Here is a 24,302-nt window from a genome sequence, read left to right as displayed (position 1 = left end):
GGAACTATTCCTCCTTGACTTATTGAAATAAAGTAATTATTTACAAGTTATTTTAGATTACACTTCTAAATAATCTAAAATCCCTTCGGCTGCTTTACGGCCTTCACTGATTGCTGTAACCACTAAATCAGAACCTCGCACCGCATCACCACCGGCGAAGATTTTCGGATTGGATGTTTGATAGCCTTTAATTTCAGGTGCAATGATTCGACCTTGCGGATCAAAATCAACACCGTGCTCTTCTAACCATGGCATTGAATGTGGTTTAAAGCCAAATGCCATAACAACTGCATCTGCGGGCAACACAAATTCAGAACCTTCAATGACCACAGGTGATCGACGACCTTTTGCATCAGGTTCACCAAGCTCAGTTCTAACCATCTTTATTCCACTGACTTGTCCATTATTGTTGGTTTCAATGCTAAGCGGTTGTACATTAAACTGAAATTGAACCCCTTCTTCTTTGGCATTTTTGACTTCTCGTTTGGAACCTGGCATGTTGGCTTCATCACGACGATAAGCGCAGGTAACTTCAATAGCACCTTGACGAATAGATGTACGTACACAGTCCATGGCGGTATCACCACCACCAAGTACCACCACACGTTTGTGTTTCATGTCGATATACGGAGTATCTTTGGTTTGTTTATGTTGCATAATGTGTTTGGTATTGGCGATTAAAAATGGTAAAGCATCATAAACACCAGTAGCATTTTCATTTTCCAAACCGGCTCGCATCGATTGGTATGTACCAGTGCCTACAAAAACAGCATCAAACTCGTTAATTAAATCAGCTAATTGTACTTCTTTACCCACTTCAGTATTAAGCCGGAATTCAACTCCCATTTCAGTAAAAATATGATGACGGTTAATTAAGACTTCTTTATCTAATTTAAACGCTGGAATACCAAATGTTAATAGACCACCGATTTCAGGATGGCGATCAAAAACCACTGGATTAACACCATTTCGCACTAATACGTCGGCACAAGCAAGTCCGGCAGGACCAGCACCAATAATTGCCACTTTTAAACCAGTATTTTCAACGTTAGATAGATTCGGTTTCCAACCTAATTTAAAGGCTTCATCAGTAATATAGCGTTCAATATTACCGATAGTAACGGCACCAAATTCAGCACTGAGAGTACAAGACCCTTCACAAAGTCTATCTTGTGGGCAAACACGACCACACACTTCGGGCAAACTATTGGTTTGATGAGATAATTCAACGGCTTCTAAGATTTTACCTTCATTGACTAATTTTAACCAATTGGGAATATAGTTATGCACTGGACAACGCCATTCACAATAGGGATTACCGCAGGCAAGGCAACGATCGGCTTGTGCTTGTGATTGTGAAGCAGAAAATCCTTCATAAATTTCGACAAATTCTATTTTGCGGATGCCTAATGATTTCTTAGGTGGATCAACACGTTGTAAATCGATAAACTGATACACATTTTGACTCATTTTCGTGTTCTCCTTACTGTGCTTGAACGCGTAGTTCTGCTGATGAGCGACTACGGTGACCTAACAATGCTTTGACATCACTTGATTTTGGTTTGACTAAAACAAACTTTTTAGCAAAATTATCCCAGTTAGCCAAAATATCTTCGGCACGTGATGAATGAGTAAGTTGAGCATGTTCCATGATTAACCCACGTAAATGTTCTTCATGAATTGAGTGATCGGCGACATTTAAAATTTCCACCAGTTCTTTATTAATACGCTTATGAAAATCACTATCTTCATCGAGAATATAGGCAAATCCACCCGTCATACCGGCACCAAAATTCACCCCCGTTTTACCTAATACACAAATAATGCCACCAGTCATATATTCACAGCCGTTATCGCCAATACCTTCAACAACGCTAATTGCGCCAGAATTACGTACCGCAAAACGCTCACCAGCACGCCCGGCGGCAAAGAGTTTGCCTCCTGTGGCACCATATAAACAGGTATTGCCGGCAATAGTGGCATCATGGCTTTTAAATGCAGAACCAAGTGGCGGACGAATAACAATGCGACCCCCAGCCATGCCTTTACCTACATAGTCATTGGCATCTCCTGTGAGCATCAAATCAACACCACTGGCATTCCATACACCAAAACTTTGACCAGCGGTACCGTTAAAGTTCAATGAGATAGGATCAGTCGCTAAACCTTGATCGCCATATTTTTTAACAATATAACCTGACAAAGTGGCACCCACGGAGCGATCGGTATTTTGAATGTCAAAATAGAAACTTTTACCTTGCCGATTGTCGACCCATTCTTGGGTTTGGGTCATAATTTCTTTGTTAAGTACGCCTTTATCAAATGGTTTATTATCTTCTATACAATAAACAGGTTTACCTTCAACGGGTTTAGCGGTTTCCAGTAATCCCGATAAATTCAATTTTTGTTGTTTAGCTGTAATTCCGTCTAATTCTAGTAATAAATCAGTACGACCGATAAGGTCAACAATACGACTGACTCCTAGTTCAGCCATTACTTCACGCGTATTGCGGGCTATAAAACGGAAGTAGTTCATGGCCTTTTCTGGTAAACCATGATAGTGTTCACTGCGTAATTTATCATCTTGAGTGGCAACACCAGTAGCACAGTTATTTAAGTGGCAAATACGTAAATATTTACAACCTAGTGCTACCATTGGCCCTGTTCCAAAACCAAAGCTTTCAGCGCCTAAAATAGCCGCTTTGATAATATCAATACCCGTTTTTAAACCGCCATCAACTTGTAAACGTATTTTGTGACGGAGCTCGTTGGCAACTAGTGATTGTTGTGTTTCAGTTAGTCCTAGTTCCCAAGGTGAACCGGCATATTTCACCGAAGTTAATGGACTGGCTCCGGTGCCGCCATCATAACCACATATAGTAATTAAATCGGCATAGGCTTTAGCCACACCTGTTGCGATAGTGCCAACTCCAGGCTCAGAAGCTAACTTTACTGAGATCATCGCTTTCGGATTAATTTGTTTAAGATCAAAAATAAGCTGAGCTAAGTCCTCAATAGAATAGATGTCATGATGAGGTGGGGGAGAAATCAGTGTCACTCCTGGTACTGAATAGCGTAATTTAGCAATATAAGGCGTGACTTTATCACCCGGTAATTGACCACCTTCACCAGGTTTTGCTCCTTGAGCTACTTTGATTTGGATTACATCAGCACTCATTAAATATCCAGGAGTAACGCCAAAACGTCCCGATGATACTTGTTTAATACGAGATACTTTTATAGTGTTATAACGAGCTGGATCTTCACCACCTTCACCGGAATTTGAAAAACCACCTAAAGTGTTCATCGCTTCAGCCAGTGATTCATGCGCTTCTGGGCTAAGTGCGCCAATTGACATAGCGGCTGAGTCAAACCGTTTGAATAGTGACTCTTCACTTTCAACTTGCTCTAATGGAATTGCGGCATTTTGTGGTGGATTTAATTGTAATAAATCACGTAAAGTGGCAATAGGGCGATGGTTTACTGTATCAACATAGCGTTTATAATCATCATAATTACCACTATTAACGGCTTTTTGTAGTGTTTGTACCACATCAGGATTATAGGCATGATATTCACCACCATGGACAAATTTAAGTAGTCCTCCTTGGTCTAATGGTTTACGTCGTAACCATGCTTTTTGGGAAAGATTAAATTGGTCTTGAGAAAAATCATCAAAATTAGCGCCACTTATACGACTTGTTACACCTTGAAAGCACAGATTAACTACATCGTTATGTAAGCCAACCGCTTCAAACAGTTTTGAACAACGATACGAAGCAACCGTAGAAATCCCCATTTTAGACATGATTTTATATAGGCCTTTATTAATACCATTGCGGTAATTGAGGATGGCCTCGCGGTAAGATTTTTTAATTGTGCCATTATCTACCATTTGTGCAAGCGTTTCATAAGCTAAGTAAGGGTAAATCGCAGTAGCACCGAAACCAATGAGCACTGCAAATTGATGTGGGTCACGGCAACTACCAGTTTCAACAATTATATTGGCATCACAACGCAAATTCTTCTCAACCAAACGTTGTTGTACCGCACCAAGAGCCATTGGAGCTGGAATGGGTAAACGATCCGCTGCTATATTTTTATCTGATAAAATTAATAATACTGTGCCGTTACGGACTTTAGTTTCTGCATCACCACATAGCTGTTCAATGGCGTCACGTAAGCTACCATCAATTTCATAAGTTATATCTAATGTTTCAGATTTGTAATACCGTGATTCTAATGCGGTTAATTGTTGTAAATCTGAATAAACTAGTACTGGATATTTAAATGACACACGATGTGCTTGTCCTTCTGCTTCTGCAAACACATTCATTTCTCGTCCAATACTGGTTGAAAGTGACATCACATGTGCTTCACGTAAAGGATCAATAGGTGGATTGGTTACTTGAGCAAATTTTTGGCGGAAATAATCATAAATTATGCGAGGTCGGCTAGATAATACCGCAAATGGTGTATCATCACCCATTGAGCCAGTAGCCTCTTGACCGTTTTCACCGAGTACACGAATACATTGATCCAACTCTTCAAAGCTATAACCAAATTGTTTTTGATAAGTCGCTAATAAGCCATCGTCATAATCACGTGAGCCAATATTTTCATCGGGCAAGTTTTCAAATGGAATAAGTTGTTTAACATTTTTACTCATCCATTCTTTATAAGGATGCCGTTTTTGTAAGTCATTATCAGTTTCAGATGATTGTAATATACGGCCTTCTTCAGTATCAATAACCAGCAATTCACCGGGCCCTACTCGTCCTTTAGTTATCACTTCGTCTGGCTGGTAATCCCAAATACCGATTTCAGATGCACAAGTGATAAGTTTGTCAGTGGTAATAACATAACGCGCTGGGCGTAATCCATTTCGGTCTAAATTACATGCCGCATAACGTCCGTCAGACAGCACAATACCGGCCGGTCCATCCCACGGTTCCATATGCATTGAATTAAAATCAAAAAAGGCGCGTAAATCTTCATTCATGTCAGGATTATTTTGCCAAGCTGGTGGCACCAGTAATCGCATAGCCCGCACTATATCCATACCACCTACGAGGAACAGTTCCAGCATATTATCTAATGAACTTGAGTCAGAACCGGTTACATTGACAAAAGGTGCAGCATCTTGTAAATCTGGAATGAGCGGAGTTCTGAATTTATATGACCGAGCTTTGGCCCATTGACGGTTACCTTCAATAGTATTGATTTCGCCATTATGAGCTAAATGTCTAAATGGTTGAGCTAATGACCAACGTGGTACGGTATTGGTAGAAAAACGTTGATGGAATAAGCAAATAGCGGTTTCCATACGTAAATCAGCCAAATCTAAATAAAAGCGCGGTAAATCCTTAGGCATACATAGACCTTTGTAGATATTTACCTGATTTGAAAAGCTACATACATAAAATGTGTCGTCTTGAACTCTTTTTTCAATGCGACGACGCACCATATATAAGCGTCGTTCTAAATCTATTTTTGTCCATCCAGCGGGAGCGTTAACAAAAACTTGTTCGATTTTGGGTAGTGAGGATAAGGCGATTTCGCCCAATACACTTTGATCAATAGGCACTTCACGCCAACCTAGAATCGATAAAGTTTCATTAGCCAGTTCTTCTTCAACAATATCGCGGCTTGCTTGTGCTTCTTGTTCATTTTGACTTAAAAAAAGCATACCAACTGCATAATTAGTCGCTAAACGCCAGCCGGCTTCTTGCGCGACTAATCTAAAAAATCGATCGGGTTTTTGTAATAGTAGCCCACAGCCATCGCCGGTTTTGCCATCAGACAAAATTGCTCCACGGTGTTGCATTCGGGCAAGTCCGTGAATAGCAGTTCGCACCACTTTATGACTTGGTTGCCCTTCAATATGCGCAATTAAACCAAATCCGCAGTTATCTTTTTCATGATGCTGGTTATATAACATATCATTGCCTCTAATTTATAATTTTATTATTGGAGTAGGGATTGGTTTCTATCCCTTATAGGCAGAGAAATTAAAGAAAAATAGTTATTTGGTCAAATAAATATTACTTATAAGTCAATCTTTTCATAACTTCTATTATACTTATTAATGAAGCTAATAATTGTAAATACCTTATTAATGCAGTTTACTGTTATGTTGTGCAGCTTAATAATAGTTATAACCCAAATATATTTTGTATCAATTTATTATTTATCTTTGTAAAAAAGTTTCAGGTTAAGTATGCGTTTCAGTATAAAACACCAAATTAGGATGCACAAATTTATGCTGTTATAATCTATCATCTTTTATTTTTAAATATTTATTATGCAAACTAAAATCACTATTATTGGTGCCGGTGCGGCAGGGCTTTTTTGTGCTGGATTACTAGGGCAGAAAGGTTATGATGTGACGGTCGTTGATAATGGTAAAAAAGTCGGACGTAAAATTTTAATGTCAGGTGGTGGTAAATGTAATTTTACTAATCTTGATATTAGTGCCGTCAATTATTTATCTCAAAATCCACATTTCTGTAAATCTGCTTTAAAACGTTTTACGCAATGGGATTTTATGCAATTAGTTAATCAATATCATATTGCTTATCACGAAAAAGATCATGGTCAGCTGTTTTGTGATAATTCAGCACAAGACATTGTTGATATGTTAGTTAATGAGTGCCAAAAAGGGACAGTTAAATTTAAATTGCAAACTCAAGTTGAGAATATTGAGTCCTATAATCAGCAATTCAAATTATATACTTCACAAGGCGTTATTGACAGTGATAAGGTTATAGTGGCAACGGGTGGTTTATCTATGCCAGCACTCGGCATGACGTCAATTGGTTATAAAATAGCTGAAAAATTTGCTATACCTGTCGTACCAGTTAGAGCTGGATTAGTGCCGTTTACTTTACATAAACCTTTACTAGATGTTTTAGTTACTTTATCTGGAATAGCGATCCCGGTTGAAGTATCTAACACAAAAATTAGTTTTAAAGAAAATCTACTGTTTACTCATCGAGGACTTTCCGGGCCAGCAATTTTACAAATTTCTAGTTACTGGCAAGCAGGTGAATCAATTATCATTAATTTGTTGCCGGATTGGTCATTTGCAGCTCAATTTCACCCATTACTTGAAAACAATCGAAATCAAACGCTTAAAAATTGTTTAGCACAAATTTTACCTAAACGGCTTGTTGATGTGTTAATTCAACTTAACATTATTCCTGATCTACCTGTAAAGCAACTTAATAGTAAGCAACAACAAGCACTTTATCAGGCTTTATCTCAATGGTGTATTACTCCTAATGGCACTGAAGGGTATCGTACTGCCGAAGTGACATTAGGTGGCGTGAGTACTGATGCCTTATCATCAAAAACGATGCAAGCAAAAACACAACCCAACCTCTATTTTATTGGTGAGGTTGTAGATGTGTCAGGTTGGTTAGGTGGTTACAATTTCCAATGGGCCTGGAGCAGTGCTTTTGCTTGTGCTGATGCGATTACGGCATAACTGTTGGTGTCATTTTACTAACTACCAAGTACACCTAACTGAATATTGTATTTTTTTACTTTATATTGCAAAGTTGTACGAGAAATATTTAATAATTTAGCTGCTGCAATAATTTTGCCATTAGCTTGATTTAGGGCATCAATGATAAGTTGTCGTTCGTAATTTTCAACTTGTTCGGTTAAATTATCACTATTGTTAGAATAATTGATTACTGGTTTTTCGGGTTTATGACTAACTTCATTTTGTGGATAAGGACTATTGATATCAAACAACTCATCATCAAGTGTGATATGTTGTAATTCTCCCGGTTCACTTTGTAACACCATACTGCGTACTATTGCATTTTCTAACATACGTACATTACCCGGCCAAGGTGTTGCCATTAATTGTTGTAGTGCATGATCGCTGATGCCACTAATTACGACATTGACATCATTTTTATGTTTATCAATAAAATACCTTGCCAATACTGGAATATCTTCGGCCCTTTCTCGTAATGCGGGTAGCTTGATTAAACCAACATTCAATCGATAAAACAGATCGCTGCGCATTTTGCCACTATTTAAAAGTTCAGCAGGGGACTGATTCATAGCCGCAACAATACGCACATCAGAATGTTGTTCTTTATTGCCACCTAATTGCCAGTAGGTTTTTTCTTGTAAAAACCGTAATAATTTACTTTGCATTTCCAGAGGCATCGCATTGAGTTCATCCAAAAACAATGTTCCTCCATTGGCTAGTGCTAGATACCCTTGACGATTTTCCGCACCCGTAAAAGCGCCTTTAACAGTGCCAAACAACGTACTTTCAATCAGTGTTGTTGGCAGTGCTCCACAATTTAGAGAAATAAAGGCTTTATCACGCCGCTGGCTAGTTTGATGGATTAAACGAGCAAAGAGCTCTTTACCCGTTCCGGTTTCACCCACGATTAAAACGGGTACATCATTAGCGCCTAATATATTGGTTTGATCAATAACGTCTTGCATTTTTTTAGATGCAAAAACAATGTCTGGTAAGGGTTGCTCTTTATTTTGATATAATTTGCTATTAAGCTTAAATACCTGATCTTGAAGTTGCCTAACTGTTGATAAGTCTTTACCAATCTCTACAGCACCAATAATCTCATTTTTATTATTGTAAAGGGGGACGGTGGTGTGCAAATAATCGACAATTTTCCCAACATGATTATAATAGGACTGGTAATTACTTTGATATTCTTTACCGTATTGTAAAGCTTGCAACATAGTACTATCTTCTTTTTTTAAATTAGGATAAACTTTAAGCATTGGCTTTCCAATGGCTTGTTCCTGAGGAAAACCATCAAGATCTGCGCTTTCCTGATTGTAATAAATATATTTACCTTCTTTATCTATAATAGCCATTGGCTGATGTATTAAATCAAAAAAATGTTTGAAAATTTCCAAAGCTTGTAATAATTCTGGATCAATTATCATGCTATTAGTACCTTTTAAAATTTGGCTTGTTTATTAAATTTAGCTTATTTCTAATTAAGTTGAATATCTTTCATCTATAGCTGGCAATAATGACAAACATCCGTCATAAAAACAGTTTTTTTACTAAATGACTAATATTAATTTTGTAATTATTTTGTTAATTAATTGATTATTTGTATTTTTTAAGTTGGCATGCAGCTTGCATTGTAGTGAGAAATCTTTTTACTTGTTTTTTATGTACTAATTAACTGGAGGTCATATGTCCGACACAATTATGTCAAATTATAACAAATTACGCACAGATCTTATAACAAAAGATCGCCGTTTCAGTGCCGAAAACGGTAAATTATGTTTTGATGGCGTTAATTTGGAACAATTAGCTAAAAAATATCCAACTCCTTTTTATGTTTTTTCTGAAAAAGAAATTGATCGTAATGTGCAAGAAATTAAAGATGCATTTAAAGCACATCCTAACACTAAGATTTTTTATGCTTCAAAAACCTGTTCAGTTATGGGTGTATTAAAAGCAATTAAAGATGCGGGTATCTATGCAGAAGCTAACTCAATGTATGAAGTCCGTAAATGTTTAGATATTGGTTTTAGTGGTAGCCAAATTGTGTTTAATGGTGTAGTTAAAAAACCAGTAGATTTAGAGTTTGCTATCCAAAATGATCTTTACATTATCAATGTCGATAGTCTTTATGAACTTGATATTATTGATGAAATTTCAACTCGCTTGAAGAAAGTTGCTAATGTTTGTGTGCGCGTAGAACCAAATGTGCCATCGGCAACACATGCAGAATTAGTAACTGCATACCATGCTAAATCAGGTATCGATTTAGAACAAGCGGAAGAAACTTGCCGCCGTATTCTTAAAATGCCTTATGTACATTTACGTGGTTTACACATGCATGTAGGGGATCAAGTTCCTGAATCAGAGCCTTTTGCTAAAGCAACGAAAGTACTAGTTGATGAATCACGCCGTTTAGAAGAAGTACTTGGCATTAAATTTGATTTAATCAACGTTGGTGGTGGTATTCCAGTACCATATAAATATGACGAAGAAAATGGTAATCCATTACAAGACAACATGTACGCAGGTATTACGGCACAAGACTTTGCTGATGCAGTAATTAGTGAAGTACACAAATGGCGTACTGATGTTGAAATCTGTATTGAACCTGGCCGTAAAGTAACTGGTTCAGCAGGTGTTTTGGTAACCGAAGTTGCCTGTGAAAAACGTAAAACTAATTACGATTTAGATGGTAACGTTGAAGAACATGTTGAATGGAAATTTGTTGATGCTGGTTATAGTGTATTGTCTGACAGTCAACATTTTGATTGGTTCTTCTATGTCTATAATGCGTCAAAAATCAATGAAGCACATGATGAATATATCAAATTAGCCGGACCGTTATGTGATGGTGGTGACTATTACCATGTTGGTGTTAAAGGTGAAGAATTCTTAATGCCTAAAGATACACAAATTGGTGATATTGTGGCTTTCCTTGATGCGGGTGCTTACACCATCGAAAGTCAAACCGTGTATAACAATCGCCCTCGCACAGCTGTTGTGATGATCGATAAAAAAGGTGAAGATCGATTGATTCGCCGTGAAGATACTTACGAAGATATGGTTGGATACGACCTGTATTAATCATGAACTATCTGGAGCACTAAAAGCTCCAGATATTATAATCTGAGGTTAATTATGAGTGATTCTAAAGATTCAAGTTTACTTGGTATTAAAGACATTGTGTTTATGAATGTCATTGCGATATTGAGTTTACGGCAAATTCCTAATGTGGCTCCTTATGGGGCGTCAGCAATGTTGCTTTGGCTAATTGCTGCATTTTGTCTTTTCTTCCCTTTAGCCATGGTCTGTGGTGAGCTTTCAACTGGTTGGCCAAAAGATGGTGGGATTTTTGTATGGGTAAAAGAAGCATTTGGTAAACGTATTGGTTGGATAGTAGTAGTTTGTTTTTTATTTTCTTGTGTACTTTTCTTTCCACTAATGTTGCAATTTGGCTTTACCGCAATTGGCTATATGTTTAGTGCAGAGTTAGCTCAGAATCAAGTATTTATTGGTGTCGGTTCCATGATTGTCTTTTGGATTTTAACATTGATGAATATTAAAGGCATGCAATGGACCAAGATTATTAATAGTGTAAGTGCATGGCTTGGGGTATTTATCCCAGCAGCAATTATTATCGTCTTAGCCGTAGTTTGGTTATTAACTGGTCACCCAATGGCAACTGATTATAGTCATGTTAGTGATTGGATCCCTGATTTAAGTAGTTGGGATACAATTGTATTTTTATCTAGTATGATGTTTGCTTTTGCTGGACTTGAAGTTGCACCAATGATAGCTGGGCGTACTCGTAATCCACAGCGCGATTTCCCTAAAGCAATGGCAGTATCAGCAATTGTAATTGTGGGTATTTATATGATTGGTTCATGGGCAATTAACACCTTATTACCTGCTCAAGATACTGATATTGTTGCGGGTGTCATGCAGGCTATGGAAGCTGCTGCTAATGAATTACATATGCCTTGGTTATTACCTGTTATGGCAATCTGTCTATTTTTTGGTGCGTTAGGGCAAATCAATTCATGGTTAGTTGGCCCTATCTATATGCTACAAGAGGCATCTAAAGAAGATAATTTACTTGGCGAGCGAATTGGTCGTTTACATCCAGTTTATAAAACGCCTGCTTTTGCGTTGATTATCCAAGCAATTATTGTAACGGTTTTATGTTTTTCAACTTTTGTATCACCAAGTATTGCTGCAGCTTATTGGATGTTAACGGCGTTAACAACCATCTGTTATTTTATTCCATATTTGGTGATGTTTATTGCTTATTATCGTTTACGTATTACTCAACCAGATGTACCACGTAGTTTCAAAATTCCAGGTAAAGTAATGCCGATTGTGTTACCTGGCTTAGGATTCTTATCGACTCTATTTGCAGTGATATTAGTCTTTATTCCACCTGCGCAAATTGATATGGGTGGATATGCAGAATATATTGCTAAAATTGTTGGTGGTGCGGTACTTGCTATTGGGTTAGCTGAATGGATATACCATCGTGCCCAAAAACGCAATCGTCTACAACAATAATAAAATATAGAGGAGTGAAAAATGTACAAACCTATATTAGAAATTGATTTACGCAAATTAAAAAATAATGCCCGAGTTGAAAAAGATCTGTTAGCGAAACATGGCATTGAAGTGATGGCTGTAAATAAAGTATTTGATGGCTGTGTTGAAACGGCGAAAGCCGTTCTTGATGGTGGTATTGATGTTATAGCTGAATCAAGAACTTACAATTTGAAGAAATTGAAAGAAGCACTAAAATGTAAAACTTGTTTACTACGTAGCCCTTGTTTAAGTGAGATTAGCGATGTAGTTAAATATGCTGATATTAGTTTAAATAGCGAAAAAGAAGTTATTCAAGCGCTTTCAGATGAAGCAGTTAAACAGCAAAAGATCCATCAAGTTTTGTTGATGGTGGATATGGGCGATTTACGCGAAGGAATTTGGTTTGAACATATTGATGAAATTATTAATACTGTTAAACTGATATTATCCTTACCAGGTGTTGAGCTTTATGGGCTTGGCACTAACTTTAACTGCTATGGCACGGTTTTACCTACTGTAAAAAATGGCGAAGATTTTTTACAGATAGCTCGTAAGGTAGAACAATCGTGTAATATTAAAATAAAATATTTATCGGCTGGGAATTGTACAAGTTATCATTTATTAGATAAAGGTATTTGGCCAGAAGGATTAAATCATATAAGGATTGGTGGTTTACATGAATTTGGTATTGAATATGTGGATATGAAATACCTTGATGAGTTTCATCATTCAAACAAACCAATTGATAAAGCATGTAGTAATTTATATAAATTATATGCTCAAATCATTGAACTTAATAGTAAACCAACTGTTCCTGTTGGTGAATTAGGTGTAGATGCTTTCTTAAATAGTAAAACATTTATTGATCATGGAACTCGCAAGCGTGCTCTTCTGGCTTTTGGGCGTCAAGATGTACCTGCGGAAAATTGTGTTCCTATTGATGATAATATTACTGTTTTAGGCCAAACTAGTGATCATACTCTCGTTGATATCCAAGATGTTTCGCAAACATTACGCGTAGGTGATATCATTGGTTTTGAGCTTGATTACACTGCCTTATTAATGGCATGTCAAACTAATGGTGTAGAAAAACGGTTTATTTATTAATTCGTGTTAACTGCTGGGAAACCAGCAGTTGTTATTGATTATCAGGCGGTTTACATGGCAACATCCGAATCTCAAGAAAGTCCTTATCCCAGTACTTTAAAGAAGAATTTAAAAAATCGTCATCTATTGATGATTTCCTTGGGTGGCTCTATTGGTACGGGATTATTTATTGGTATTGCAGCACCACTTAATACCGTTGGACCATTGGGAACAATTCTTGCTTATTTAATGGCCGGTAGCATAATGCTCTCAACGATGTTGTGCTTAGGAGAGCTCTCTTGCGCATTTCCCCATGCCGGTTCTTTTCAACACTATGCATTAATGTTCATACCAAATCCTATTTGGAGTTACACCATAGGTTGGTTATATTGGCTAAGTTGGGTACTATCTATGGCAGCAGATTTAACCGCTGCGTCAATAATAGCCCACCAAGTTTTATCTTCCATTCCCATATATTTGTATAGTCTCCTTATTTTAATAGTTTTAACCTCAGTGCATTTAACTTCAGTTCGCGCTTTTGGCGAAAGTGAATATTGGTTTTCAACGATTAAAGTATTGGCGATTATTGCTTTTATTGGAGTCGGTATTTATTTACTTTATCAGCAATATTTACAAACTCACATCCTTCCAACTTTCAAAACAGAAAATGGTTGGTTTCCAAATGGATTTTTGTCGATATTTGTTTGTATGACCATTGTTACTTATTCATTTCAAGGGGTTGAATTAATTGGTAGTGCTGCAGGTGAAGCACAATCGCCGCAAGCAGTGTTGCCGAAAATTATAACTGGTGTAGCTTTTCGTATTATTCTTTTTTATGTACTAGCAATTGCTGTATTAGCATTGGTCTATCCATATGGAACTGAACATAATGAAATTAGTCCATTTGTTTGGGTTTTCAATAAAGTGGGGATTACGTTTGCCTCATATGTAATGTTGTTTGTCATTTTTTGTGCAGCCATTTCGGCGGCCAACTCAGCAATTTATGCTAGTTCGAGAATGTTGTGGTCTATGGCGCAAGATAATCTTGCACCAAAATCTTTTTCTAAAGTAAATAAACGCGGAGTGCCAATTAAAGGTATTTTGTTTATTTCGATCATTGCACTCGTATCTTTATTTTCAAAATATATAGCAGCAGAAAAACTATATATCTATTTGGTAGCAAGTACTGGTCAAGTGGGGTGCTTTGCGTGGATTATTATTGCTTGGTGTCAGTATCAATTCCGTAAGGGTATAAATAGTGGTAAATACCCTAAAGAGATGATCAAATTTAAATCACCTTTATTCCCTTGGCTGGCAGCAATTTCTATTGTTGTAAATATTATAATAATTGTTGGTGTTTGGTTTGGTGAATCAGGCCATTTCATTTTGTTATCTGAAATAATATTAGTTTTGATTATTCTGGTTTCTTATTTTTTCTATACCAGTAAAAATTTAACCACTAAGAGTAACCATTCAAATTAATCATTATTTTCTATAACATATACAATACAAATGGCGATAGATTGTTTGTGTTGTATATGTTATGTCAGTTTATTACTACACTAGTTAATCATTTTTAATAATCGAAGTTGATTATTTTAAGTGAACAAAGATATATTAGTTTTACATGAATAAGTAAAATCTAACTCATCCGGATTATTTTAGGAACGCTGCCACACCGGTGAAAATCACTTGGGCGGCAATTGCAGAAAGTAATAGTCCGGTTAATTTTGCTAAAATGGCAATTCCCGTATTTTTTAATACGTTAGCAATGCTTTTAGCACATAACAACATGGCATAAATACCACTTGAAGCAATCAATAATGAAAATGCACCAATCAAGTTTTGACTAATACCTACCGCACCGGTTCCTAGCACAATAATGGTACCAATGGATGCCGGTCCCATACACAATGGGATGGCTAATGGCACCACGCTGATATCTTCATCGCTATTAATTTTGTTTTTTTCCGGGGAATCATTCATTAGCGAAACAGCAGTCAAAAATAATAGTGCTCCCGAACCAATTCTAAAAGCATCAAGCGTAAAGCCAAACACACTAAACATGGTATTACCAATAAAGAACAACACAATTCCAATAATAAAAACTGCACATGATGTTTTAAAAGCGGTTTTGCGTCGCTGTTGTTCATTATATTGTTTGGTACCACTTAAAAATGCACTCAAAACGGCTGGAGGTGTCATTAATGCAAATAATTTTACAGTTGTCGCAAGAATATCAACAAGATAGTCAGCCATAGCATATACCTTTTATATTGCTTTAAAATAATTGTGATTGTATCAATAAATATTGGTAGGAAATAATTTTTATTATAAGCAAAACGGTCACCATAAAGGTGACCATATTTAATCTGATATATTTTATTTAATTTTTAATTGTTAACTAATAAAAATTAGTTAAGGCGCTCTTTAATACGAGCCGCTTTACCACGAAGTTCGCGTAAGTAGTAAAGTTTCGCTTGACGCACTTGACCACGACGTTTCACAGTAATTGAATCAACAATTGGTGAGTGAGTTTGGAATACTCGTTCAACACCTTCGCCATTCGAAATTTTACGTACTGTAAATGCAGAATGTAAACCACGATTGCGAATTGCTACAACTACACCTTCATATGCTTGAAGACGTTTTTTGTTACCTTCAACAACCCATACTTTTACTTCTACCGTATCACCCGGACGAAAAGACGGGATGTCTTTTTTCATTTGTTCTTGTTCTAATTGCTGAATAATTGCATTTTTCATAATATTGTCTCTTACTAGTTATACTGAAATATTAATGGCTCTGTTCATCACGATATTCATGTTGGAATTCAGTGAGTAAACGTTGCTCTTCATCAGTCAGAGCTAGATTTTCAAGAAGATCTTCTCTTCTTAACCAAGTTCGTCCTAGTGATTGTTTTAATCGCCAGCGACGAATCGCTTCATGGTGACCAGACATTAATACATCAGGCACCGCCATTCCATCTAACACCTCAGGTCGAGTATAGTGAGGGCAATCAAGTAAACCGTTAGCAAAAGAATCTTCTTCTGCTGATGATTCATGATTTAATACGCCAGGAATAAACCTTGCTAATGCATCAATCATAGTCATCGCCGGTAATTCACCGCCACTCAACACGTAATCCCCAATTGACCATTCTTCATCAATTTCGGTTTGGATAACGCGTTCATCTATGCCTTCATATCGTCCACAAATCAAAATTAATTTTTGATTTTGTGACAATTCGCAAACACCTTGTTGGTTTAATTTGCGCCCTTGTGGAGACAGATAAATTACTTTGGTATCGTCACCTGCTACTGTTTTAGCTGCATGAATCGCATCTTTAAGTGGTTGTACCATCATCAACATGCCCGGACCACCACCATAAGGCCTATCATCGACAGTCTTATGCTTATCATGCGCAAAATCGCGCGGGTTCCAATAATTTACTTCTAACAGTCCGTTTTTAACGGCCCGACCAGTTACGCCATAACTAGTAATAGCTTGAAACATTTCGGGAAAAAGGCTAATAACGCCAATCCACATATTCTTACCTTACCAATTAAAAAGCGGGATCCCAATCGACCACAATCATTTTTGTTGTTAAATCAATTTGTTTAATAAATTGTTCTTCAACAAAAGGGATTAAACGTTCTGTTGCTCCAAATGCATCTTTTAGATTCGCTTTTACTACCAATACATCATTAGAACCCGTTTCCATTAAATCAGTTACCTGACCTAAATTGTAACCATTGATTGTTTTCACTTGGCAACCAATTAGATCTTTCCAATAAAAATCACCATCATTTAGTTTTGGTAATTTTTGTGCATCAACATAAATTTCAATATTGGTTAATGCATGGGCTTGGTCACGATCATCAATACCTACAAGCTTCACAATCATATCTTGATTATGTGGTTTAAAGCTTTCTACGATTACTTCTTGCCATTGTCCAGCTCGCTGAATATACCAAGGTGTGTAATCAAAAATACTATCTGGAAATTCTGTAAACGAAAAAATTCTGAGCCATCCACGAATGCCGTAGCTTGAACCAAGTTTACCAACAACAATTAGATTCTCAGTATTCATCATCACAGTTACTATTACTTAATTAAGCAGCTTTTTGTGCTTGTTTGATCAATGTATTAACACGATCAGAAACAGTTGCACCTAAACCAACCCAATGATTTACGCGATCAAGATCTAAACGTAATTCTTCTGCATTACCTTGTGCAATTGGATTAAAAAAGCCAACGCGCTCAATAAAACGACCATCACGTGGGTTGCGGCTATCAGTGACAACTACTTGATAAAATGGGCGCTTTTTAGAGCCACCACGAGCTAAACGAATAGTTACCATAACGTCCTCTTAAATTAAAAAATAATCTTTTTTCTGCCCAACATGGACAAAATCAAAGCCCGAGAATTATACTCTTTCTGGCAAAAAGTGCAATGACTGTTTCTAGCTGATAGCTAGTAATATACTCATTTATTCCTATCTAAATGATAAATCCCATCAGCAGTTGCTTGATGGGATTTTAAAGGTAAAAAAACAATGATAATAAAAGAAGTTTATTCTATGTCCATATCCATTAGTGCTGCACTAAGTCCTTTACCATGCATATCGAGCGCCAAAGAACGCGTAACCCCACCGCCTAAAGCTTCATACATGACAAAGTTTAATGCACCAATATTCGGTAATTCATAACGAACAACCTTTCCTTTCACGATGTCTGAAAAGAATTCTTTGACTTTTTCCGCTGTTACCGCAGCTTTTAATTTTTCATAATTGTTTATATCATAAGCAATAACTGAAATATTTGAGATATTGCCTTTATCTCCTGTACGTGAATGTGCAAGTTCTCTTAGTTTCATCTTATACCTCCAAATAACTGATAATTGGTTTAACCAATTTACGTTCAATCAATGTTGAATCCATCGCAACAATTTCTTTAACTGATTTATATGCACCGCCACCTGCTGCTGGACCATTGGTATAAAGTGCTTCAACTTCATTACCGATTAAAGTGGCATCGGCTTTGTTATTAAAACGACCAGCAACTCGTGCTCTTACTTCATAAGGTTTGCTACTTTGTGATAGTTTGCTGCCATGTAATGCATTTACGCCAATTAAATCAAAATGTAACTCGTTGGCATTTGCTTTAATAATAGATAAACGCTCTTTGACAATGTCTAATGCAAGCTGACCGCGTTCGGTTGCTCCTGGTCCAGCATAACTCATTTCACCTTCGCCAATAAAACCATCTAAGTAACCAACAGACACTTTTAATGTTTCTGTTCGTTGTTTACCTGTCGCTCCAGACACGGCTACGCGATCTTTTGCTTCTTGTTTGAACGTAACATTAGAAAAATCAGCTACAACATCTGGGGTTATATAGGATTGAGGATTGTGTATTTCATACAGCATCTGTTCTTTACACGTATCAATATTGACACAACCGCCAGCATCTGCAACTTTAGTAATAATTGCTTCGCCATTTTCACTCACTTCTGCAATAGGAAAACCTAAACGAGCAAGTCCTTGTACATCTTTATAACCAGGATCAGCATAGTAACCGCCTGTTATTTGACCAGCACACTCGAGTAAGTGACCAATTAAAGTACCTTTACCTAATTTATCCCAATCTGATAATGACCAACCAAATTCATAAACCATTGGTGATAAAAATAGTGATGGATCAGCAACTCGCCCAGTAATAACAATATCTGCTCCAGATTTAAGTGCTTCAATTAAAGCTTCACAGCCTAAATAAGCATTAGCCGAAACAATTTTCTTATCAGATTCTGAAATCTTTTTACCAATATCATCAAGTTTTAGATTCTGATCGACAACTGATTGATAAACATCATCACCTTCAACCACAGCAATTTTTAAACCGGATAAGCCAAGTGATTTAGCTATTGATTGAATAGCTTTACCTGCAGCTTGAGGATTTGCTGAACCCATATTAGTAATGATTTTTATTTTATTTTCAACGCATAATGGTAAAACAGCACGCATTCTTGCTTCTAATAATTCATTAAAACCTGCATTAGGGTTAGTTTGTTTTTGTTTTTGTCCTATTGCAATAGTTCTTTCTGCTAGACATTCGAATACTAAATATTGAATTTGTCCTTTTTGTGCGAGTTCTACTGCTGGTTCAATACGGTCGCCAGCATAACCTGCGCCACAACCAATTCTTATTTTTTTCATAGTTAAATACCTCTTTTTAATTTAAATCGGAAACACACCAGTAACCACACAAGCAACGGTCATAATAATGCTTGCTAACCACAATACTGGAATACTAAATTTTTGATGATCTGCTAATTCAACCCCGGCAAGACTAACCAATAGGAATGTAGCTGGTGTCAATGGACTAACAGGGAATCCCGTAGTCATTTGGCCCATAATTGATGCTTGAGCAACCTGAATACTCGGTACACCTAGCATTTCAACAGTATTGGCCACAACAGGCATAATGCCAAAATAGTATGAGTCAGGGTCAAAAATGAGGCTTAAAGGCATTGCAACAATACCTGTAATAAATGGTACATGGCTGGCAAAGTGCTCAGGTATGAAGTGAACTGCGGCTTCAGACATTGCTTTTAACATACCAGAACCAGTCATAATTCCAGTAAAGGCACCGGCAGCAAATAAAATACTTGCCATCATTAAAGCGGCTTTTGCATGGGCATTAATACGTTCAGATTGCATTTTAACGTTAGGATAGTTGATCATTAACGCTAGTGTTAGGGCGATCATAAATGCAACTGTTGGTGAAATTCGGGTAAATACCATTGTACATAAAACAGCTATCACAAGAGCAATATTTATCCAAAATAAGTGTGGACGGCGAAGTTTCTTTTCTTCTTCGGTTAATTCTTTTTCATGATGCGCAGTACCGCCAGTTGCCAGTATTGCTTCTTTGGTTAGCCCTAAACGTTTTTGTTCTTTTTTACCCCAATAATAACCCATTATTATCATGAATGTTAGTCCAGCTATTTGTGCCGGAATCAGTGGTACAAAAAGATCGTGTGTAGTGATATTTAATGCACTTGCTGCGCGAATCATTGGTCCAGTCCATGGTAAGAAGTTAACCCCAGCACTTAACGCGGTGATACCAATTAACATACGTTTATCCATACCTAATTTTTCAAAAAGAGGTAGCATAGTTGGAACTGTGACTAAAAATGTTACTGCACCATTGCCATCTAAGTGAGCAATTAAAGCCAATATACCAGTACCAATAATAATTCTAACTGGATTGGCTCCTACAAAGCGTAAAATGCGTTTAATAATAGGATCAAACATTCCCGCATCTGTTATTACACCAAAAAATGTAATTGCGAAAACAAACATTGCAGCCATTGGCGCCAGTTTAGTGATCCCTGCTACAATAAATTTTGGCGTTTCTAAACCACATCCAGCGATTAATGCGCCTATTGTTGGAATCACAATTAATGCAACAATTGGGGACATTCGTTTTGACATTATGCAATAAAGCATAACGACAATAGTTAAAATGCCGGTGAGTGCTAACATAAATAATCTCCTTAATTAAATAAATGTTGGCATATGATACATAACTAAAATGAAAAAATTATTTAAATATCTGATGAATATATTTGTGTAATGAATATAAATTAATTTATTTGTTTTTTCGATAGATTAATTGTTTAAAATTATATATTTTTAAATAAAAACATATTATTTATCAATTGGTTAAATCTGCTCAAAAAAATGGAAGAATATTTACCTATACTCATATCACAAAAAAAGAAAATCATTTTTGATAACTTGTTCAAATAAATAAAAACTGTGATACAGTTCAATAAAAAGATTAATTAGGCCTTTGAGCATATTTTTATGATAATTCGTGGTTTTATAAGTTTTGAGAAATAATTAGAGAATTTTGGCAATATGAACATTTCAATTAAGCAATTACGTGCATTTCTTGCTTTAGCAGAAACAGAAAATTTCACTCGAGCATCAGAGATGGTTAATTTATCGCAACCTGCTTTTAGTGCTCTTATTGCAGCTTTAGAACAAGAAGTTGGTTTTAGATTGTTTGATCGAGATACAAGAAAGGTTCAACTTAATATTGATGGATTACATTTTATTAAATTAGCCAGAAGCCTTATTAGTAGTTATGATAATACTATTCGAGAAATTAAACGATATTCAAGTGGCGAAGAAGGAAGTGTTACCGTAGCTGTTTTACCTTCTTTAGCCGTGAAATGGTTACCGCAAGTGATTGCTAAATTTAATGAAGAAAATCCGAAAATTCGTGTTGATATTTTAGATACTCAATGGGATAGGTGTTTACATTCTATCATTGATAATTCAGCCGATATTGCCGTTGCGGCTGGTACTCCAGCATTAAAAGAGATTGAGGCAGAGCTATTATTTTCGGATGATTTTTATTTAATTTGCCATAAGGACAATGAACTTGCGCAAAAACAGTCAGTTGAATTGAAAGAGTTAGAAGGACAAAATTTTATTGCTTTTGCTAAAGGGACCAGTATTAGAATATATACCGACCAATTAATTCAATTATATAATATTCAATATGCTATGGAAGTTACACAGTTAACCTCTATGATGGGATTAATTGCAGTTAATCATGGTATTAGTATTACAACCGGATTGACTTTATTTCAATTTGAGCATGATAATATTGCTATTATTCCTTTTAAAGATATTTCATTAAAACGAGCGGTGTATTTAATTAAGAAAAAAGAGCGGCAATTATCAATGCAAGCTCAGAAATTTTATCAATTTATTAGAAGTAATAACATTATAAATTAATTAGTTAGCATATTACTGATTACTTATATTAATTTTTTGATTTTTTTCTAAATAAAGATCGTTTTAGAACATCAAAAAAACCTAATGATTTGACCATTTTCTGTCCATCTATGTAAACACGAATGGCTCTTAAAACTTTTTTAGGATCTTCTGATGCAAAAGTGAAGGTACCATTTTGTTTGGTTTGGATCGAGTAACGAGGAATCCATCTCCCTCTGAATAAAACAGAGGCAACAACATAATCAACTTCCTTCCATGGAATTTGGATATATTTACGGCTATCTCTTTGATGATAGAATTCAAAGGCTTTGTCTCCAATCATAATATTACCATACTCAGAAAAACCGACAAAAGCAGTACCCTTAACCGTTAGATCGATTTTAGTATTTAATGATTGTACCATTTCTTTGTATATCCATATTGATTAGTCAATTAGTGGTCAGAACCTCAAGATTTATTTGGAATTAGAATATGGCTTATAAAACTCTGACACAACTAGCTTTAGTTATATAAAGAGCATAATGTTATACTTAAACATTATGCTCTCCTGAAACATCTTAACAAAGTATTAAGATTATAATAGACCAATTACATGACCAACAATTCCAACAATAAATAGACCAAGGATGATCAAAATTGGTGATACTTTTTTACGTAATAACCACATACAAAGGAAAGTTAGAAGTAAAGGAACTAATCCTGGTATCAATTGATCTAAGTTATTTTGTAAAGTTGTGACCTTTTCTTGAGTGAGTGCTAGCCCGCTTTGTACCTGTATCAATGCTTGTTGAATGCCTTCAGCTCCAGCAGGCAGTGAATTCCAATCAATAAATGCTCCTTTATCTAATTTGACTGTTGATACTACTGGTTGGAATTTTATTGATACCCACCTTTGCACTAAGGCAGCGAGTACAAACATCCCTAAAATAGATGCGCCTTTGGTGATTTTTTGTAGTAAGCCACCTGATAAGTTATCAGTAATTTTAGAGCCAGTGCGGTAACCAAATTCTTGTGTGTACCACATAAAGCCCCAACGGATAATATTCCATAATAAAAAGAACAAGATAGGTCCGATAATGTTACCGCTTAATGCTAATGATGCACCAAGTGCACCAAGCATTGGGCGAACAGTAAACCAGAATACAGGATCACCTACCCCAGCTAAAGGTCCCATCATACCAACTTTTACACCTTGAATAGCTACATCATCAACAGCAGCACCATTAGCTCGTTCTTCTTCAAGGGCAAGTGTTACACCAAGTACAGGTGAGGCTAAATAAGGGTGAGTATTGAAAAACTCTAAGTGACGTTTAAGTGCTGCAGAACGGTCTTCTTTAGTAGAATATAATTTCTTGATTGCAGGGATCATTGAATAGACCCAACCACCATTTTGCATACGTTCATAATTCCAAGAACCTTGGAGAAAAGTTGAACGCCAAGCCACAGCTAAACGATCTTTTTTGTTTAATTGAATTCTATCTGTCATTTTTTTTCTCCAAATTCTTAATAATCATTCAAAATATCATCAAGAGGATCGCCCTTGTTACTTCCGTTTGATGAGTTACCACGCTCTGAAAGGCTAAGATAAATTAATGCTAGTGCAATACCTAGTGCACCAAGTGCAATTAAAGTTAATTGCGATATAGCTGCGACGACAAAACCAATGATAAAAAATGGCCATACTTCACGGTTTGCCATCATGTTAATAACCATTGCATAACCTACAGCAACAACCATACCACCACCAATAGCCATACCAGTAGTTAACCATTCAGGCATTGCATTTAAAGCTTGTTTTACGGTTTCTGCTGGGATGAATAATAAAGCTGCAGCAGGAATAGCAATTCTTAAGCCTTGTAAACAAATACCTAAAATTTGTAACCATTCAATTCGTCGAATATTTCCTTGTTCTGCTGCTGCATCCATCATATGAACAAGTGGAACGGCGATAGTTCGCACAATCATAGTTAAGAATAGTCCAGCAACTGCAAGTGGAATTGCAATAGCGATTGCGGTTGATACACCAGTTACACCTTGTCCACCTAAAACTAAAATAATTGCAGAAGCTACGGAAGCTAATGCTGCATCTGGAGCAACGGCTGCGCCAATATTTGCCCAACCTAGAGCGATCATTTGCAATGAACCACCAAGTACAACTCCAGCTTCTAAATTACCTGTTACTAGTCCAATTAACGAACAAGCAACTAAAGGTTGATGGAACTGGAATTGATCTAAAATACCTTCCATACCTGCCAGAAAGGCAACAACTATCACCAAAATGATAGCAATAATAGATAATGTCATAATATAATTCC

The 24,302-nt window shown here is 36.4% G+C and carries 20 protein-coding genes; 6 read left to right on the top strand and 14 right to left on the bottom strand.

What is annotated here, in order from left to right; translation table 11 throughout:
* Nucleotides 1-57 precede the first annotated feature (57 nt).
* Both Q0K76_RS02305 and gltB read right to left on the bottom strand, forming a co-directional pair.
* Nucleotides 58-1,470, bottom strand: a complete 1,413-nt coding sequence (locus Q0K76_RS02305) for an FAD-dependent oxidoreductase (RefSeq protein WP_294610682.1) — start codon at nt 1,468-1,470, stop codon at nt 58-60.
* 13 nt (nt 1,471-1,483) lie between these two features.
* Nucleotides 1,484-5,941: a glutamate synthase large subunit gene (gltB, locus tag Q0K76_RS02300; protein WP_294610680.1), complete on the bottom strand. Its 4,458-nt coding sequence runs from the start codon at nt 5,939-5,941 to the stop codon at nt 1,484-1,486.
* A 363-nt stretch (nt 5,942-6,304) separates the two neighbouring features.
* Between gltB and Q0K76_RS02295 the strand changes: the two genes are divergently transcribed.
* A complete protein-coding gene (locus tag Q0K76_RS02295) occupies nt 6,305-7,489 on the top strand; it encodes an NAD(P)/FAD-dependent oxidoreductase (RefSeq protein WP_294610677.1) in 1,185 nt (394 codons plus the stop codon).
* 17 nt (nt 7,490-7,506) lie between these two features.
* On the opposite strand, the gene Q0K76_RS02290 is transcribed toward Q0K76_RS02295, so the two are convergent.
* Complete coding sequence (locus tag Q0K76_RS02290) at nt 7,507-8,943, bottom strand: sigma 54-interacting transcriptional regulator (protein ID WP_294610674.1); 1,437 nt, start codon at nt 8,941-8,943, stop codon at nt 7,507-7,509.
* A 259-nt stretch (nt 8,944-9,202) separates the two neighbouring features.
* Here Q0K76_RS02290 and lysA point away from each other — a divergent pair, with 259 nt between their 5' ends.
* The 4 genes from lysA to Q0K76_RS02270 are packed head-to-tail and all read left to right on the top strand — an operon-like array spanning nt 9,203 to nt 14,653.
* Nucleotides 9,203-10,600, top strand: a complete 1,398-nt coding sequence (gene lysA, locus Q0K76_RS02285) for a diaminopimelate decarboxylase (RefSeq protein WP_294610671.1) — start codon at nt 9,203-9,205, stop codon at nt 10,598-10,600.
* Between the two features lie 54 nt (nt 10,601-10,654).
* On the top strand, nt 10,655-12,064 hold the full coding sequence (locus tag Q0K76_RS02280; RefSeq protein WP_294610668.1) for an APC family permease: 1,410 nt from the start codon (nt 10,655-10,657) through the stop codon (nt 12,062-12,064).
* A 21-nt stretch (nt 12,065-12,085) separates the two neighbouring features.
* Nucleotides 12,086-13,192 (top strand): alanine/ornithine racemase family PLP-dependent enzyme, encoded by a 1,107-nt coding sequence (locus Q0K76_RS02275; RefSeq protein ID WP_294610665.1) that lies wholly within the window; start codon nt 12,086-12,088, stop codon nt 13,190-13,192.
* Between the two features lie 54 nt (nt 13,193-13,246).
* Nucleotides 13,247-14,653, top strand: coding sequence for an amino acid permease (locus Q0K76_RS02270; protein ID WP_294610662.1), 1,407 nt, complete (start codon nt 13,247-13,249; stop codon nt 14,651-14,653).
* 174 nt (nt 14,654-14,827) lie between these two features.
* Here the strand turns inward: Q0K76_RS02270 and Q0K76_RS02265 are convergent, their stop codons facing one another.
* From Q0K76_RS02265 to Q0K76_RS02230, 8 genes are all read right to left on the bottom strand, one after another.
* Complete coding sequence (locus Q0K76_RS02265; RefSeq protein WP_294610659.1) at nt 14,828-15,430, bottom strand: MarC family protein; 603 nt, start codon at nt 15,428-15,430, stop codon at nt 14,828-14,830.
* A gap of 155 nt (nt 15,431-15,585) precedes the next feature.
* Nucleotides 15,586-15,936, bottom strand: coding sequence for a 50S ribosomal protein L19 (rplS, locus tag Q0K76_RS02260; RefSeq protein ID WP_025314641.1), 351 nt, complete (start codon nt 15,934-15,936; stop codon nt 15,586-15,588).
* 31 nt (nt 15,937-15,967) lie between these two features.
* On the bottom strand, nt 15,968-16,720 hold the full coding sequence (gene trmD, locus Q0K76_RS02255) for a tRNA (guanosine(37)-N1)-methyltransferase TrmD (RefSeq protein ID WP_294610610.1): 753 nt from the start codon (nt 16,718-16,720) through the stop codon (nt 15,968-15,970).
* A gap of 16 nt (nt 16,721-16,736) precedes the next feature.
* Entirely contained in the window at nt 16,737-17,267 is a 531-nt protein-coding gene (gene rimM, locus Q0K76_RS02250; RefSeq protein ID WP_363322369.1) for a ribosome maturation factor RimM, read from the bottom strand.
* A gap of 19 nt (nt 17,268-17,286) precedes the next feature.
* A complete protein-coding gene (gene rpsP / locus Q0K76_RS02245) occupies nt 17,287-17,535 on the bottom strand; it encodes a 30S ribosomal protein S16 (RefSeq protein WP_294610605.1) in 249 nt (82 codons plus the stop codon).
* Between the two features lie 212 nt (nt 17,536-17,747).
* Nucleotides 17,748-18,050: a hypothetical protein gene (locus tag Q0K76_RS02240; RefSeq protein WP_294610602.1), complete on the bottom strand. Its 303-nt coding sequence runs from the start codon at nt 18,048-18,050 to the stop codon at nt 17,748-17,750.
* A 1-nt stretch (nt 18,051) separates the two neighbouring features.
* Entirely contained in the window at nt 18,052-19,389 is a 1,338-nt protein-coding gene (locus Q0K76_RS02235) for an acyclic terpene utilization AtuA family protein (RefSeq protein ID WP_294610599.1), read from the bottom strand.
* Between the two features lie 21 nt (nt 19,390-19,410).
* Nucleotides 19,411-20,721, bottom strand: a complete 1,311-nt coding sequence (locus Q0K76_RS02230; protein WP_294610596.1) for a citrate:proton symporter — start codon at nt 20,719-20,721, stop codon at nt 19,411-19,413.
* Nucleotides 20,722-21,099: 378 nt separating this feature from the next.
* Between Q0K76_RS02230 and Q0K76_RS02225 the strand changes: the two genes are divergently transcribed.
* Complete coding sequence (locus Q0K76_RS02225; protein WP_294610593.1) at nt 21,100-21,987, top strand: LysR family transcriptional regulator; 888 nt, start codon at nt 21,100-21,102, stop codon at nt 21,985-21,987.
* Nucleotides 21,988-22,015: 28 nt separating this feature from the next.
* Here the strand turns inward: Q0K76_RS02225 and Q0K76_RS02220 are convergent, their stop codons facing one another.
* The 3 genes from Q0K76_RS02220 to Q0K76_RS02210 all read right to left on the bottom strand — a co-directional run bounded on the left by Q0K76_RS02220 (nt 22,016) and on the right by Q0K76_RS02210 (nt 24,291).
* The gene (locus Q0K76_RS02220) at nt 22,016-22,390 is read right to left on the bottom strand and encodes a DUF956 family protein (protein ID WP_294610590.1); all 375 of its coding nucleotides are present in this window, start codon (nt 22,388-22,390) and stop codon (nt 22,016-22,018) included.
* Nucleotides 22,391-22,561: 171 nt separating this feature from the next.
* Nucleotides 22,562-23,473, bottom strand: a complete 912-nt coding sequence (locus Q0K76_RS02215; RefSeq protein ID WP_294610587.1) for a PTS system mannose/fructose/sorbose family transporter subunit IID — start codon at nt 23,471-23,473, stop codon at nt 22,562-22,564.
* Nucleotides 23,474-23,490: 17 nt separating this feature from the next.
* Nucleotides 23,491-24,291, bottom strand: a complete 801-nt coding sequence (locus Q0K76_RS02210; RefSeq protein ID WP_294610585.1) for a PTS mannose/fructose/sorbose transporter subunit IIC — start codon at nt 24,289-24,291, stop codon at nt 23,491-23,493.
* Nucleotides 24,292-24,302 lie beyond the last annotated feature (11 nt).

Source organism: uncultured Gilliamella sp. (assembly GCA_945271295.1).
Lineage (GTDB): Bacteria > Pseudomonadota > Gammaproteobacteria > Enterobacterales > Orbaceae > Gilliamella.
This window is presented reverse-complemented; position numbering and strand designations above follow the sequence as displayed.

What these genes read in the sequence shown, in the direction of transcription:
- Q0K76_RS02305 (WP_294610682.1), bottom strand. Translation starts at nt 1,470, where the DNA reads ATGAGTCAAAATGTGTATCAGTTTATCGATTTACAACGTGTTGATCCA.
- gltB (WP_294610680.1), bottom strand. Translation starts at nt 5,941, where the DNA reads ATGTTATATAACCAGCATCATGAAAAAGATAACTGCGGATTTGGTTTA.
- Q0K76_RS02295 (WP_294610677.1), top strand. Translation starts at nt 6,305, where the DNA reads ATGCAAACTAAAATCACTATTATTGGTGCCGGTGCGGCAGGGCTTTTT.
- Q0K76_RS02290 (WP_294610674.1), bottom strand. Translation starts at nt 8,943, where the DNA reads ATGATAATTGATCCAGAATTATTACAAGCTTTGGAAATTTTCAAACAT.
- lysA (WP_294610671.1), top strand. Translation starts at nt 9,203, where the DNA reads ATGTCCGACACAATTATGTCAAATTATAACAAATTACGCACAGATCTT.
- Q0K76_RS02280 (WP_294610668.1), top strand. Translation starts at nt 10,655, where the DNA reads ATGAGTGATTCTAAAGATTCAAGTTTACTTGGTATTAAAGACATTGTG.
- Q0K76_RS02275 (WP_294610665.1), top strand. Translation starts at nt 12,086, where the DNA reads ATGTACAAACCTATATTAGAAATTGATTTACGCAAATTAAAAAATAAT.
- Q0K76_RS02270 (WP_294610662.1), top strand. Translation starts at nt 13,247, where the DNA reads ATGGCAACATCCGAATCTCAAGAAAGTCCTTATCCCAGTACTTTAAAG.
- Q0K76_RS02265 (WP_294610659.1), bottom strand. Translation starts at nt 15,430, where the DNA reads ATGGCTGACTATCTTGTTGATATTCTTGCGACAACTGTAAAATTATTT.
- rplS (WP_025314641.1), bottom strand. Translation starts at nt 15,936, where the DNA reads ATGAAAAATGCAATTATTCAGCAATTAGAACAAGAACAAATGAAAAAA.
- trmD (WP_294610610.1), bottom strand. Translation starts at nt 16,720, where the DNA reads ATGTGGATTGGCGTTATTAGCCTTTTTCCCGAAATGTTTCAAGCTATT.
- rimM (WP_363322369.1), bottom strand. Translation starts at nt 17,267, where the DNA reads ATGATGAATACTGAGAATCTAATTGTTGTTGGTAAACTTGGTTCAAGC.
- rpsP (WP_294610605.1), bottom strand. Translation starts at nt 17,535, where the DNA reads ATGGTAACTATTCGTTTAGCTCGTGGTGGCTCTAAAAAGCGCCCATTT.
- Q0K76_RS02240 (WP_294610602.1), bottom strand. Translation starts at nt 18,050, where the DNA reads ATGAAACTAAGAGAACTTGCACATTCACGTACAGGAGATAAAGGCAAT.
- Q0K76_RS02235 (WP_294610599.1), bottom strand. Translation starts at nt 19,389, where the DNA reads ATGAAAAAAATAAGAATTGGTTGTGGCGCAGGTTATGCTGGCGACCGT.
- Q0K76_RS02230 (WP_294610596.1), bottom strand. Translation starts at nt 20,721, where the DNA reads ATGTTAGCACTCACCGGCATTTTAACTATTGTCGTTATGCTTTATTGC.
- Q0K76_RS02225 (WP_294610593.1), top strand. Translation starts at nt 21,100, where the DNA reads ATGAACATTTCAATTAAGCAATTACGTGCATTTCTTGCTTTAGCAGAA.
- Q0K76_RS02220 (WP_294610590.1), bottom strand. Translation starts at nt 22,390, where the DNA reads ATGGTACAATCATTAAATACTAAAATCGATCTAACGGTTAAGGGTACT.
- Q0K76_RS02215 (WP_294610587.1), bottom strand. Translation starts at nt 23,473, where the DNA reads ATGACAGATAGAATTCAATTAAACAAAAAAGATCGTTTAGCTGTGGCT.
- Q0K76_RS02210 (WP_294610585.1), bottom strand. Translation starts at nt 24,291, where the DNA reads ATGACATTATCTATTATTGCTATCATTTTGGTGATAGTTGTTGCCTTT.